This window comes from Nocardia mikamii NBRC 108933, from assembly GCF_001613505.1.
GTDB lineage: Bacteria > Actinomycetota > Actinomycetes > Mycobacteriales > Mycobacteriaceae > Nocardia > Nocardia mikamii.
Window position 1 is genome coordinate 439,250 of the sequence record NZ_BDCM01000012.1, and the last position, 12,639, is coordinate 451,888.

A 12,639-nucleotide genomic window follows, 5' to 3' on the forward strand; every position below is an offset into this window, starting at 1 on the left:
CTTCTGCGGCTGGGCCGGATCTCCGGCTATTCGCCGGTCGATATCTGGGCGGGTGAATGCACCAGGTCCAGGGTCGTGCCCTTCCCGAGATACATGTGCACGCCGCAGGGCAGGCAGGGATCGAAGCTGCGCACCGTGCGCATGATGTCGATGCCCTTGAAGTGCTCGCGGTCGTTCTCCTCGAAGATCGGCTGTCCCTGAACCGCGTCCTCGTAGGGCCCCGGCGTGCCGAAGCTGTCGCGCGGGTTGGCGTTCCACGGGGTCGGCGGATAGGGGTGGTAGTTGGCGATCTTGCCGTCGCGGATCACCATGTGATGCGACAGCACGCCGCGCACGGCCTCGGTGAAACCGCAGCCGATCCCCTCGTCGGGCACGTCGAAGTGCTCCCACGTCTTGGTCCGCCCGGCCCGGATCTCGGTGAGCGCCTGCTCGGCGAAATGCAGTGCGCACGCGGCCGCGTAGGCCTGGAAGTAGGTGCGGGCACGATCGCGTTCGATGGTGTTGCTCCCGTACTCCGGAATCTTCCATTCCAGTTCGACCGGCCCCTTCAAGGCGGTCTTGGGCAGGTTGATCTGCACACTGTGCCCGGTCGAACGGACATAGCCGATGTCGACCAGCCCCGCCAGCGCCGTCGACCACAACCGGGCCAGCGGCCCGCCGCCGGTGTCGAGGGCCAGGTGGTCCTTGCCGTCGAACCAGCGCGGTGACATCACCCAGCTGTACTTGTCGTCGAGGTCGCGTTTCTGCGGCTTCGGATTGGTGTGCTGATTCCACGGATGGCGCCGGTCCACCGGATTGCCCAGCGGATCGGTCTTCACGAACATCTCCTGATCGGTCCAGTCGTCGTAATACGAACTGCCCAAAAGGATTCGGATGCCGAGATTGATGTCGAGCAGCGAGGTGGTGACGAGTTTGCCGTCCACCACCACACCCGGCGTCACGAACATCCGCCGGCCCCAGTCCTCCATATCCTTGTACTCGAAATTGCAGGACTCCGGATCCTGGAACGAACCCCAGCAGCCCAGTAACGTGCGCCGCAGGCCGACCCGCTCGTATCCGGGCACCGCGGTGTAGAAGAAGTCGAACAGATCGTCGTGCATCGGCACGACCTTCTTCATGAATTCGACGTATCGCATCAGTCGCGACATGTAGTCGGTCATCAACTGGACCGTGGCGACGGTGCCGACGCCGCCGGGATACAGCGTCGAGGGATGCACGTGCCGGCCTTCCATGAGGCAGAACATCTCTCGCGTGTACCGGCTCACCTGCAGCGCCTCGCGGTAGAACTCGCCGGTGAAGGGATTGAGCGCTTCCATGATGTCGCCGACGGTGCGATAACCGTGCATCGCGGCGTGCGGCGCCTCGGCCTTGCGGGCGGCGTCGAGGACACTCGGATTGGTCTCGGCGACCATTTTCTCGCAGAAGTCCACCCCGACCAGATTCTCCTGGAAGATGTTGTGGTCGAACATGTATTCCGCGGCCTCGCCGAGATTGACGATCCACTCGCCCAGATGCGGCGGCTTCACCCCGTAGGCCATGTTCTGGCAGTAGCACGAACACGTGGCGTGGTTGTCACCGCAGATTCCGCAGATGCGGCTGGTGATGAAGTGCGCGTCGCGCGGATCCTTGCCGCGCATGAATATCGAATATCCGCGGAAGATGGACGAGGTGCTGTGACATTCGACCACTTCGCGATTCTCGAAATCGATCTTCGTGTAGATACCGAGGCTGCCCACGATCCGGGTGATCGGGTCCCACGCCATTTCGACGAGCGAATCCGGCTCGATCTTCTTGTGCGACGCCTCCGGGATGATCTGTGTCATCGCGAGATCCTCCTACCAGGTGCGAGTCGCGCCCGTATCGAGTTTCTCCCCCTTGTGCCGCCAGTGCGGCTCCTTGTCGACGGTGCGGCCGGTGATGTGCCGCAGACTGCGGATCACCGATCCGTACAGCCCCGAAGCGCTGGACGAGATCTTGCCGCCCGGCGGTTCATCCATGAACGGCATGAATTTGTCCGGGAATCCCGGCATGGTGCAGCCGATGCAGATACCGCCGACGTTCGGGCAGCCGCCGACACCGTTGAGCCAACCACGTTTGGGCACATTGCATTTCACGACCGGGCCCCAGCAGCCCAATTTCACGATGCACTTCGGCGAACCGTACTCCTCGGCGAAGTCACCCTGTTCGTAGTATCCGGCACGATCGCAACCCTCGTGCACGGTCGCCCCGAACAACCACTTCGGGCGCAGCGCCTCGTCGAGCGGAATCATCGGCGCCTGGCCGGTCGCCATGTACAGCAGATACGTCAGGGTCTCGGAGAGATTGTCCGGCTGAATCGGGCATCCCGGCACACAGACGATCGGAATATCGGCCTTGGACTTCCAGTCCCAGCCGAGGTAATCCGGCACTCCCATCGCGCCGGTGGGGTTGCCGGCCATCGCGTGAATGCCGCCGTACGTGGCGCAGGTACCGACGGCCACGACCGCGGTGGCCTTGGGCGCCAGCCGGTCGAGCCATTCGCTGGTGGTCATCGGCTGATTCGTCTCCGGGTTGTTGCCGAAACCGCACCAGTAACCGTCGCCGTGCAATTGCTCGTTCGGAATCGAGCCTTCGACCACCAGAACGAAGGGTTCGAGTTCGCCGCGGTCGGCCTTGAAGAACCATTCGAGGAAGTCGTCGGCTCCCCCGTTCGGGCCGCATTCGAAATCGATCAGCGGCCAATGTACGGCGATCTTGGGGAGGCCGGGAAGCGCTCCGAGAGCGATTTCCTCGACACTGGGCTGGGTGGCGGCAGTCAACGCCACCGAATCGCCGTCACAACTGAGGCCCGCGTTGATCCACAGGACGTGTATCAGCGTCTCTTCGGCCCGAACTGCTTCCTGGGTGGGCATGAACGCCGCCTTCCCGAGCCGGGCGGGGGCTGGCCGATCCGGCTCGAAGCCGTCTCAATCTGTGATACAGACCACACCGAGCTTAGTCTTGCGCCAAATGAACCTCAATGGGTGCGGCCGTGCCCGCTCCTCGCTGTTCGGCCAGCCAGCCGTACCAGTGGGCCAGGCCCGCGCCGGTGGTCGCCGACACCGGGAAGACCGCGACGCCCGAATTGATCGCGTGGATGTAGCGCGTGCAGGTGGCGAGATCGAAATCGACATACGGCAGCAGGTCGATCTTGTTGATCAGCACGAGGCCGGCCGCGGCGAACATGTGGGGGTACTTCAACGGCTTGTCGGTTCCCTCGGTCACCGAGACGATGACGACTTTCGCGCGCTCGCCGAGGTCGAACAGGGCGGGGCACACCAGATTGCCGACGTTCTCGATCAGGACCACGCTCTCGCGCGCCGGGTCCAGTGAGTCGAGGGCGCCGCGGGTCATCTGCGCGTCGAGATGACAGCCGGCGCCGGTGTTGATCTGCACCACGGGGCACCCGGTAGATTCGATCCGCCGCGCGTCCAGCAGGGTCTCCTGATCACCCTCGACGACCGCGACCGGCATGCCCGGGCATTCCCGGATGGTGCGTTCGAGCAGTGTCGTCTTGCCCGCGCCCGGGGAACTGGTGAGGTTCAGCGCGAGGATGCCCCGCTCGGCCAGCCAGCGCCGATTCTCCTGTGCCAGTTGGTCGTTCTTGGCCAGCACCTTCTGTTCCAGAGTCACCGTCTCGGTCGGCGGGCCGCCGTGCTCGTGCCCGGAATCGTGGTCGTGCCCGTCGCCTCGGCGGGGGCCGTGCTCGTGCGGGTGGCTGCCGTCGTGCGGATGGTCGTGGTCGTGGCCGTCGGCGTGCGAGTGGCCGTGACCGTCGGCGTGCGAGTGGTCGTGGCCGTGACCGCCGTCGTGCGGATGGTCGTGCTCGTGCGGACCGGTGATCACCGCCTGGGTGTCGTCGCCGCCGCATCCGCAGGTTGCGCACATGTGTCACTCACCTCCATGGAGCGGATTCGCAGCTCCCGCCCGGCGCGGATGTCGACGTCGGCGCTGCCGCACGCGCACAGCGGGATCAGATCGGGCAGACCGAACTCGTCGCCACAGGTGCGGCAGCGCGCCCGGCCCGGAACTTCCTCGATCACGAGTTCGGCGCCCTCGGCGAGGGTCCCTTCGGCCGCGAGGCCGAAACAGAAATGCAGGGAATCCGGAACCACCGCGCAGAGCATCCCGATCGCAACGGTCACGCGGTACACCCGCCGCCCGGCAGCGTGTTCACACGCGCCGCTCACGATCCCCTGCGCGATTGCCAGCTCGTGCATGAGTTGTCTCGATTCATCGAGAGGCCGATTCATCGAAGGCCGACCCACTCAGCGTACTCCGGCAAATTTCCCGCACAACCCGCTCACCAGGACCATTCACGCGTCTCGGCGACCCCGGCGTTCGCGGTGGCGAACGCTGTCCGCCACGCCCGCCGCTCTCAGCACGCCGCCACCGGCCCCGGCTGTGGGAGCACCGCCCTCCGGATCGCCGGTAGGCTCGACGCGTGACTTCCGCTCTGGCGCCCAACGGTTTTCGCTCCGCGCTCGTGCTGGGCGGAGGTGGAACGGTCGGCACCGTGTGGACGGTCGGGCTGCTGGCCGGCCTGCGGGAAGCCGGGATCGACCTCGCGCGAGCAGACCGCATCGTCGGCACCTCGGCCGGGGCGGTCGTCGCCGCGGTACTCGCCGACGGCGGCGACGTCGCCCGCCTGCTCACCCCGCCCGAGCCGGGACAGGAACCCTCCCCGGCCGTTCCCGCCGACGCCGCCGAACACGTCGCGCGAATGGACGCACTGCTGGCGATCCCGCACTGGCCGCACCGCGATCTGGTCATCACGTCGGTCGACGCCGAGTCCGGGGACCTGCGGGCGTGGACCCGAACCGGCCCGGCGTCGGTGGCGGAGGCGGTCGCGGCGAGCACGGCGGTGCCGGGAGTGTTCCCGCCGATCCCCATCGACGGCGGCCGCTACGCCGACGGCGGCGCACGCTCCCCGATCAATGCCGACCTCGCGGCCGGCGCCGAGACGATCGTGATCCTGGAACCGGGCGCCCACCTCTACCCACGAGCCGACACCGACCACGAACTCGCCTCGGCCACAACGGTTTCCCTGTCCCCCGACGCCCAAGCCATCGCCGCCACGGGCGCGGACGTCTTCGATCCGGCGGCCCTCCGCCCCGCCTACGAGGCAGGCCTGCGCCAGAGCGCGGGCGCCGCCGCCCGACTGCGTGAAGTCTGGCCGGCGGCGTAGGGGCCGTAGAACCTCAGGAATCGAGGCGGTCCAGGACTTCGGCTGCGGCGCGGTGGCCCGATCGCACGGCGCCGTCCATATAGCCGTTCCACACATCGGAGGTCTCCGCGCCCGCCCAGTGGATGCGGCCGACCGGTTCCGACAACGCCGCGCCGTACTGGGTCCAGACGCCGGCGCCCAGGCGGCCGCCGTAGCAACCGCGGGTGTATTCCTCCTCCATCCAGTTCTGCTCGATGTAGTCAATCGGTGTCGCGGCCTGCGCCCCGAAGAGCTTGGTCAAGGTCGCCACGGCGGCTGCCCGGCGTTCGCCGGAACTCCAGCGCGCGGCGGTTCGGGCGTGCGCTCCTTCGAAGAAGCCGACGATCACACCGCAGGATCCGTCGGGCGGGGAGTTGTCCAGAGTGACGCTCAGCGGGTCGTCGAGACTGAACGCGAAACCATTGAGCCCCGCCTCTCGCCAGAACGGCGACGGATAGGCGATCTGGATCTTGATCACCGATCCCATCGGGATCTGCTGGGTGAGTCCGTCGCGGGTGGCGGGCATCGCCGGTCGGTAGTGCAGCCGCCCCGCCAAGGTGGGCGGAATGGCCACGATCGCATACGCGGCCGACAGCGTCGCACCGGAGTGGCCCACCCGAACGCCGTTGTCGTCGTGGGAAATCGAGTGCACGGCGCAGTTGAGCCCGATGACGTCGTCGCCCAGTTCGGCGGCGAGCCGCTCGGAGATCCGGTGCGCGCCGCCGACGACGCGCAGTTCCTGCGCACCACCGGTGACGCCGACGAGGATGTCGAGCATGCCCGCGGACTTGACGTAGAACAGGAAGTGCAGCAGCGACATCTCCGACGCCTCGGCGGAGAACAGTGCCGGCACGACCGCGGCCCAGAACGCCAGCGCCTCTTGATCGTCGGTGTTCGCGCGCAACCACTCGTCGACCGTCCGGCGATCCAACTCGGCCGCGCGGTCCGAGGTCCACGGCGACGACAGCGACACCGTTGCGGCTATCGCCTCGAGTTCGGCCTGCACGCGGCCCACCTCCGCGGCCGCGGCATCCGACAAGCCGAATGTTTCGTCACCGTAGCGGGTCAGGTTGCCCTTGTAGAGGGTCACCGCCTCGCCGTCGTCGTAGGTGGCGAACGTCGGCAACCCGAATTCCTCGACGAGCTTCAGGATTTCGGTTTGTGTCCGGCCGATCCACTGCCCGCCCATCTCCACGGGCACACCGTTCGACAGGGTGCCGCCGAGGTTGCGTCCCGCCACCCGATCGCGCGCCTCCAGGACGCGCACGTTGCGGCCCGCCGCGACGAGCGCTCTGGCCGCGGACAGGCCGGCGAGACCGGCACCTATCACCACTACATCGACATCGTTCATGTCCGGTCCCTCAAGTCAGTCGGTTGTATGACTGTAAGGTAGGTCACGGCGGGGCACTGTGCAACAGTTGTGACGAAGTTCGTCTGCCGGCGGAGCGAGGAGAACCCGTGGTTTACGTCAAAGCGTCCGAGCGCGAGGACCAGATCATCGCGGCGGCCGTCACCGTCCTCAGCGACGTAGGCGTACCGGCGACGACGTTGCGAGCGGTCGCCGCCGAGGCGGGCGTCCCGCTGGGGACGCTGCAATACGTCTTCCCCACCAAGGACCAGCTGCTTCGCGCGGTTATCACCCGGGTCATCCGTGACATCTCCGAGGCCCTGCGGGCACAGGTCGAACTCGACAAGGGCGTGGAGCACGCCCTGCGGCAGGGCGTATCCGGTTTCTGGGAGAAGCTGGTCGACAACCGGGTGGGATTGCAGATCATGCAGTACGAGTTGATGACCTACTCCATGCGTAACGAGGCCGGCAACCTGGCACAACTGCAATACGAGAGCTACAGCTCGGTCGTCACCCGGTTCTGCGAGCAGGCCGCCCAGTCCGCGGGCGAGCGCTGCGCCGTCGGCTTCGACACCCTCGGGCGCCTCGCGCTCGCCCAGGTCGACGGGCTGATCCTGCAGTACATCGCCAAGCCCGACGGCGCGCGCGCTCGCGCCGACCTGCGACAGGCGCTGGACATGCTGATCCTGTTCGCCGATCCGCAGCCGGTGGCCCGCAGGGCGACGCGGCGACGGGCCGCGGCGCTCACCGACGCCGACTAGCGTCTCCCGCCACCTCGCCTCTCCCGCTATTGCGCCCTGGGTCACAGCCGATCTATCGTAACTCATACATACGACTGACTTAATGAGTTCGGCTCATAGTTCACCCATCGGAGTGTGACGAGATGACCCAGTACCAACCCACCGACCTACCCGAGCCGCGAAGCGTCACCGTCGCCGTGATCGGCGCCGGTATGGCCGGCCTCGTCGCGGCCCGGGAAGTGCACCGGCAGGGCGTCGACGTCGTCGTGCTCGAATCCGCGTCGCGGCCGGGCGGGCGGGTGATGGCCGAGACGACGGTGCTCGGCTCGCGCGTCGATCTGGGCGGCCAGTGGATCGGGCACGGGCACCATCGGTTCGAAGCGCTGACGGCCGAACTCGGCGCCACGGCCTTCGCCATGCAGACGCCCCGCCGGCCCGCGATCATCGACGGCGAGACCGCGGTCGCACCTGCGGGCCTGGCCGCCATGGTCGCCAACGCCACCCTGCTGGTCTGGGACATGACGGCCCGGCTCGGGGCGCCTCGATCGTGGCGGAAGCAGAGCGTCCAAGCGTGGCTGCGGCACGTGCCGAATCGCCGCGCGCGACGACTGCTGGAAGTCCTCGTCTCGGTGTCCACCACCGCGGACCTCGACCGATTCTCGATGCACGCCTTCCTCGACACGGTCCGCTACCAGGGCGGACTGACGGCGATGCTGTCCACCGCGGGCGGCGCGCAGGAGAGCATCGTCGCCGAGGGAGCGGGCACGCTGGCCGAACGGCTCGCCGCCGAACTGGACGGACGGGTCGTGCTCGACAGTGCGGTCACCGCCCTGCATCGCGACGAGGACGGTGTCACGATCCGTTCCGCCTCCGGTACGTACCGCGCCACCGAGGTGATCGTGACCGTCCCGCCGCCGACGGCGGCCGGCATCGAGCATCGGCCGGCGCTGCCCGCCGCGCGAATCAGCTTGCAGGACAACACGTATATGGGCTCGGTGTACAAGGCGATCGCGGTCTACGACCGGCCGTTCTGGCGCGAGTGTGCGGACGCCGAATCGGTGCTGCTCACCGACCCGGGAATGGCCGTCTTCGACACCTCGCCGCCGCAGGGGCCGGGCCACCTGTGCGTTCTGATCGCCGGGCCAGAAGCACGCGATCTCGACGGGCTCGACGACAACGCCCGCCGCGCGGCGATTCTGGGCCCGATCGCCGCGCACCTCGGCCCCGGCATACTCGAGCCCCGGGGCTGGCACGAGAAGGCATGGCACCAGGACCGTCATGTCGGTGGCGGCTATTCGGCGCTGCCGAACATCGGCCACGAGGACGGATACTTCCCGATCGGCGCCGAACCGGTGGGCCATATCCATTGGGCGGGAACCGAAACCGCCGGTGAGCACGCCGGTTACATCGAGGGCGCCATCGAGTCCGGCGAGCGTGCCGCCCGTGAGGTCCTCGCGGCGCTCGAGGGCATATGGCCCCGGAACGGCGCCGCGCCCGGATCGCCGGCACATTCGTGACCAGATCCCCGTTTCCGAAGGAGCACACCATGACACCGGTCGAGAACGCCACCTCCCCCCTCCACCGACCGCCGGACGTCTCGGCGTTCGCCGCCGATATCGAACGCATCACCAACGAAGGCCTCGTCGACGAACTGCTCGCCCTGTTCGCCCCGGACGCGGTCGCCGACTGGATCATGGACGGCGCCCACGATCGCCATCACGGCATCGCGGCCATCCGCGCGGCGACGACCGAGCTCGTCGCCGTCGGCACGGCACTGGGACTGCATGTCCGCAAAACCGTCCGGTGCGCCGACCGAGACACCATCGTGCTGACCTGGACCGGCGGCTTCGGCGCGAGCGACCGCCAATTCGGCACCGAGATCTGGACCTTCCGCGACGGTCTCGTCGTCCGTCAGCAGATGTACTCCTACCTCGACGTCCGCGCCGGCACCTCACCACTCGCCGGCCTCAGACTGCTGACGGTGTCACCGAAAGTTGTTGCCGCCCTGCTGAAATATCGCCGGCGCAACCACACTTTGCTGCACAGCTGAGATTCGTGCGGCCGGCGTGCTCACCGCCCACCGGTCACCACTCCGACCGCGACCCCGATGACCGCGGCGTTGTAGAAGAAGCCGAGCACCGAATGCACCAGAACCTGTACGCGGATGTCACGATGGTGGGTCTCGACATCGGAAACCGCGAAGGAAACTCCGATCGTGAAGGCGAAGTAGGCGAAATCCAGGAGATTCGGTTGTTCCGATCCCGGGAACGCCAGCGCGCGGTCCGGCAGCAGCGCGTAATAGGTCCGCGCATACTGTTCGGCGAAGCCCAGGTGCAGCAGAAACCAGGCCAGCAGGGCCGCGACGGCCGCAACGGCTTTCGCGGCGGCGCCGAATTTCTCGTCGACATCCGCGATCATCGATACGACCGCGACCAGCCCGACCGCGCTGGCCAAGCCGATCGCCAGCAACACCGCCCAGTTGCCCTGAACCTCGCCGAGCCATTCCCCGGGGTCGTCCTCGCGCCGGTTCCGCAGCAGCCGCACCGCCCAGATCACGACGTACACGGCCGCCAGAACGTCCCAGACCACGAGCCAGTCGTTCGGCGCGCCGGCCCACAACACGGCCAGCCCCACCACCACGAGCCCTGCCTCCATCGCCCGGCTGACAATCACTTTCGGCCTGATCATGATCCGATCATCGTCGCAGTCGGCGCTCGATTGCCGCAGGTGCCGTCGGGCGAGCACCGCGTCGTTCCAGCTCTCGTCGGAGCCGACCGGGTAGACCCCGACTCGGGTAGCGGCAAGGTCAGCCGTCACTTCGACGCCGCCACCGTCATCTGGCAGTTCTTCGCCGGAAGATAGCGCCGACCCAGTCCGCGGCTGCTACTTCGCGAGCGAGCGGCTGATGACCAGACGCTGAATCTGGTTGGTGCCCTCGAAGATCTGGGTGATCTTGGCTTCACGCATGTACCGCTCGACGCGGAAGTCGCGGGTGTAGCCGTAACCTCCGAAGACCTGCACCGCGTCGGTGGTCACCTTCATCGCGGCGTCGGTGGCCACCAGCTTGGCGACCGACGCCTGCCGCGAATAGGGCAATCCGGCATCGCGACGGCGCGCGGCGTCGAGGTAGGTGGCCCGGGCCGAGTCGACGGCGGCGGCCATATCGGCGAGCAGAAAACCCAGGCCCTGATGATCGATGATCTTCTTACCGAAGGCGCTGCGCTCCTTCGCGTAACCGACCGCCTCGTCGAGGGCGGCCTGCGCCAACCCCGTCGCGACCGCCGCGATCCCCAGACGCCCGGAATCCAGTGCGCTCAACGCGATCTGCAGACCTTGTCCCTCGGTGCCGATCCGCCGCTCGGCAGGCAGGTACGCGTCGTCGTAGTGCGCGGTGGTCGTCGGCACCGCATGCAGGCCCATCTTCTCCTCGGGCTTGCCGAAACTCAGGCCCTCGAGGTCCTTCGGCACCAGGAAGCACGAAATCCCGCGCGAGCCTTCACCGGTCCGTGCGAACACGTTGTAGAAATCGGCGATCCCGCCATGCGTGATCCACGCCTTGGTGCCGTTGAGCCGGTACCCGCCGTCGGCGGGCACGGCCTTGCACGCCACCGCCGCGGCGTCCGATCCGGCTTGCGGCTCGGACAGGCTGTAGGCACCGATCGTGGTGCCGCCCAGCATCTCCGGCAACCAGCGACGCCGCTGTTCCTCGGTCCCGAACATCATCAGCGGATGGCACGCGAGGCTGTGCACGCTCACCGCGACCGCGACCGCCGCCCACCGCGCCGCGATCTCCTCGAGCACCTGCAGATACACCTCGTAGGGCTGACCCCCACCGCCCCACTCCTGCGGATACGGCAGACTCAGCAACCCCGCCTCGCCGAGCGTGGCGAAGACACCGCGCGGATACGACTCCGACCGCTCGTGCTCATCGACGATCGGCGCGAGCGCCTTGTCCGCGATGTCACGGGTGAGCTGGATCAGCTCGTGCGCCTCGTCGGTGGGCAGCAATCGATCGACAGCCACGGCATCCTCCCTCTTGGCCACGCATGGCAGTACTCGGTTATCGGCTAGAGTACTGTCCGTCGAACAGTACTGCAAGACTCGTTTGAGTACTATTCACCCATGACGCAGAGGACTCGTGGCGGTTTCGGCACCCGGCGGCGTACCGAACTGTTCGACGCGCTGCTCGATCTCTTCCTGACCGAGGGCTTCGCGCATCTGACCCTCGACGAGATCGCCTCGCGGCTGCGGTGTTCCAAGAGCACGCTCTACACGCTGGCCGGCAGTAAAGAACAGCTGGTCCGCGCCGCCACCGTGCACTTCTTCCGGCGCGCCACCGACGAGGTCGAGCAGCGCATCGCCACCACGACCGGGGCCCGCGAACGCATCATCGCCTACCTGTCGGCCGTCGGAGCGGTGCTCGGCGCCGCATCCGAGCAGTTCATGACCGACCTGGATGCCTTCGCGCCGGCCCGGGAGGTGTACGAGCAGAACACCCGCCTCGCCGCCGGACGGGTCCGCGAACTCGTCGACGACGGTGTCGCGGCCGGCGAATTCCGGGAAGTCCACGCCGCGTTCGCCGCCGACCTCGCCGCGACCATGATGGTCCGCATCCAGCAGGGCGGCGTCCGCACCGAAACCGGCCTCGACGACGCCGACGCCTATCGCGAACTCGCGACCATCCTCACCACCGGCATTCAGCGATAGAGACCGCGCAATGCCCGGCACGCGGCCTCGACCATCTCCTCCGCGGTCACCTCGAGGGCGCCGTCGAGCCAGGCGGTGACCAGTTCGGCCATACCGCCGATGAACAGGAGCCCCGAGGTCTCGTCGGCGGCCCGGCTGCGGCCGGAATCGCCGAGCCACGTTCGTACTTCGACGGCCGACTCGTGCGCAAGGTGGCGGAGCAATTCGGTACGGCGCCTGCGCAAGTGCGGAAATGCCACGGATTCGACGATCGCTACCCGGCCCTTGCGCGGATCCTCGACCAGCAGCCGCACGAACGCGCCGATCGATGCCCGCATGCGCGCTTCCGGATCGTCTCCGGCGGAATCGGCGGCGCTGCGGCTGTTGTCCTCGATTTCGACCGCGATCTCGTTCAGGACGGCTTCGAGCAGCGCGTCGAGTCCGCTGAAACTCTCGTAGAAGTAGCGCTCGCTGAGTCCGGCCTCGGCGCAGACCGCGGTCATCGTCGTCCGGGTTCCCGCACCGGCCCACACCGTGAGACCCGCGTCCAGCAGGCGCGACCGGCGTTCGGTGGCCCGTTCGGCGGCGGTCGCTCCGCGATAGACCCCTGATTGCACGGCCATGGCCCCATCATGCCACAG

The 12,639-nt window shown here is 67.5% G+C and carries 13 protein-coding genes; 5 read left to right on the plus strand and 8 right to left on the minus strand.

Going from position 1 to position 12,639, the window contains the following annotated elements:
• Window positions 1-26: 26 nt before the first annotated feature.
• The 4 genes from NMI01S_RS16880 to NMI01S_RS16895 form a co-directional block, all read right to left on the minus strand.
• Window positions 27-1,823: a nickel-dependent hydrogenase large subunit gene (locus NMI01S_RS16880; RefSeq protein WP_062998238.1), complete on the minus strand. Its 1,797-nt coding sequence runs from the start codon at window positions 1,821-1,823 to the stop codon at window positions 27-29.
• Window positions 1,824-1,835: 12 nt separating this feature from the next.
• On the minus strand, window positions 1,836-2,891 hold the full coding sequence (locus NMI01S_RS16885; protein ID WP_062998240.1) for an NADH-quinone oxidoreductase subunit B family protein: 1,056 nt from the start codon (window positions 2,889-2,891) through the stop codon (window positions 1,836-1,838).
• Between the two features lie 82 nt (window positions 2,892-2,973).
• Window positions 2,974-3,906, minus strand: coding sequence for a hydrogenase nickel incorporation protein HypB (gene hypB, locus NMI01S_RS16890; protein WP_062998242.1), 933 nt, complete (start codon window positions 3,904-3,906; stop codon window positions 2,974-2,976).
• A complete protein-coding gene (locus NMI01S_RS16895; protein WP_062998244.1) occupies window positions 3,861-4,238 on the minus strand; it encodes a hydrogenase maturation nickel metallochaperone HypA/HybF in 378 nt (125 codons plus the stop codon). The genes hypB and NMI01S_RS16895 overlap by 46 nt, the downstream gene beginning before the upstream one ends.
• 224 nt (window positions 4,239-4,462) lie before the next feature.
• On the opposite strand from NMI01S_RS16895, the gene NMI01S_RS16900 reads away from it, so the two are divergent.
• Complete coding sequence (locus NMI01S_RS16900) at window positions 4,463-5,206, plus strand: patatin-like phospholipase family protein (RefSeq protein WP_062998246.1); 744 nt, start codon at window positions 4,463-4,465, stop codon at window positions 5,204-5,206.
• A 13-nt stretch (window positions 5,207-5,219) separates the two neighbouring features.
• Here the strand turns inward: NMI01S_RS16900 and NMI01S_RS16905 are convergent, their stop codons facing one another.
• Window positions 5,220-6,575 carry a flavin monoamine oxidase family protein gene (locus tag NMI01S_RS16905; RefSeq protein WP_062998247.1) on the minus strand — a complete coding sequence of 452 codons (1,356 nt, stop codon included), beginning with the start codon at window positions 6,573-6,575 and terminating at the stop codon, window positions 5,220-5,222.
• A 107-nt stretch (window positions 6,576-6,682) separates the two neighbouring features.
• Here NMI01S_RS16905 and NMI01S_RS16910 point away from each other — a divergent pair, with 107 nt between their 5' ends.
• The 3 genes from NMI01S_RS16910 (at window position 6,683) to NMI01S_RS16920 (ending at window position 9,362) form a co-directional block, all read left to right on the plus strand.
• Window positions 6,683-7,333: a TetR/AcrR family transcriptional regulator gene (locus tag NMI01S_RS16910; protein WP_062998249.1), complete on the plus strand. Its 651-nt coding sequence runs from the start codon at window positions 6,683-6,685 to the stop codon at window positions 7,331-7,333.
• Window positions 7,334-7,455: 122 nt separating this feature from the next.
• Window positions 7,456-8,829, plus strand: a complete 1,374-nt coding sequence (locus NMI01S_RS16915) for a flavin monoamine oxidase family protein (protein WP_062998251.1) — start codon at window positions 7,456-7,458, stop codon at window positions 8,827-8,829.
• 29 nt (window positions 8,830-8,858) lie between these two features.
• Window positions 8,859-9,362 carry a nuclear transport factor 2 family protein gene (locus tag NMI01S_RS16920; protein ID WP_167669912.1) on the plus strand — a complete coding sequence of 168 codons (504 nt, stop codon included), beginning with the start codon at window positions 8,859-8,861 and terminating at the stop codon, window positions 9,360-9,362.
• A 20-nt stretch (window positions 9,363-9,382) separates the two neighbouring features.
• Here NMI01S_RS16920 and NMI01S_RS16925 read toward each other — a convergent pair whose 3' ends face one another.
• Together NMI01S_RS16925 and NMI01S_RS16930 are read right to left on the minus strand one after the other, a co-directional pair.
• A complete protein-coding gene (locus NMI01S_RS16925; RefSeq protein WP_063920777.1) occupies window positions 9,383-10,000 on the minus strand; it encodes a DUF1345 domain-containing protein in 618 nt (205 codons plus the stop codon).
• Between the two features lie 195 nt (window positions 10,001-10,195).
• Window positions 10,196-11,335, minus strand: a complete 1,140-nt coding sequence (locus NMI01S_RS16930; RefSeq protein WP_062998257.1) for an acyl-CoA dehydrogenase family protein — start codon at window positions 11,333-11,335, stop codon at window positions 10,196-10,198.
• Between the two features lie 99 nt (window positions 11,336-11,434).
• On the opposite strand from NMI01S_RS16930, the gene NMI01S_RS16935 reads away from it, so the two are divergent.
• Window positions 11,435-12,019: a TetR/AcrR family transcriptional regulator gene (locus NMI01S_RS16935; RefSeq protein ID WP_062998259.1), complete on the plus strand. Its 585-nt coding sequence runs from the start codon at window positions 11,435-11,437 to the stop codon at window positions 12,017-12,019.
• Here the strand turns inward: NMI01S_RS16935 and NMI01S_RS16940 are convergent.
• A complete protein-coding gene (locus tag NMI01S_RS16940) occupies window positions 12,010-12,621 on the minus strand; it encodes a TetR/AcrR family transcriptional regulator (RefSeq protein WP_062998261.1) in 612 nt (203 codons plus the stop codon). The genes NMI01S_RS16935 and NMI01S_RS16940 overlap by 10 nt on opposite strands.
• Window positions 12,622-12,639 lie beyond the last annotated feature (18 nt).

What these genes read in the sequence shown, in the direction of transcription:
- NMI01S_RS16935 (WP_062998259.1), top strand. Translation starts at nt 11,435, where the DNA reads ATGACGCAGAGGACTCGTGGCGGTTTCGGCACCCGGCGGCGTACCGAA.
- NMI01S_RS16915 (WP_062998251.1), top strand. Translation starts at nt 7,456, where the DNA reads ATGACCCAGTACCAACCCACCGACCTACCCGAGCCGCGAAGCGTCACC.
- hypB (WP_062998242.1), bottom strand. Translation starts at nt 3,906, where the DNA reads ATGTGCGCAACCTGCGGATGCGGCGGCGACGACACCCAGGCGGTGATC.
- NMI01S_RS16885 (WP_062998240.1), bottom strand. Translation starts at nt 2,891, where the DNA reads ATGCCCACCCAGGAAGCAGTTCGGGCCGAAGAGACGCTGATACACGTC.
- NMI01S_RS16920 (WP_167669912.1), top strand. Translation starts at nt 8,859, where the DNA reads ATGACACCGGTCGAGAACGCCACCTCCCCCCTCCACCGACCGCCGGAC.
- NMI01S_RS16925 (WP_063920777.1), bottom strand. Translation starts at nt 10,000, where the DNA reads ATGATCAGGCCGAAAGTGATTGTCAGCCGGGCGATGGAGGCAGGGCTC.
- NMI01S_RS16940 (WP_062998261.1), bottom strand. Translation starts at nt 12,621, where the DNA reads ATGGCCGTGCAATCAGGGGTCTATCGCGGAGCGACCGCCGCCGAACGG.
- NMI01S_RS16905 (WP_062998247.1), bottom strand. Translation starts at nt 6,575, where the DNA reads ATGAACGATGTCGATGTAGTGGTGATAGGTGCCGGTCTCGCCGGCCTG.
- NMI01S_RS16880 (WP_062998238.1), bottom strand. Translation starts at nt 1,823, where the DNA reads ATGACACAGATCATCCCGGAGGCGTCGCACAAGAAGATCGAGCCGGAT.
- NMI01S_RS16895 (WP_062998244.1), bottom strand. Translation starts at nt 4,238, where the DNA reads ATGCACGAGCTGGCAATCGCGCAGGGGATCGTGAGCGGCGCGTGTGAA.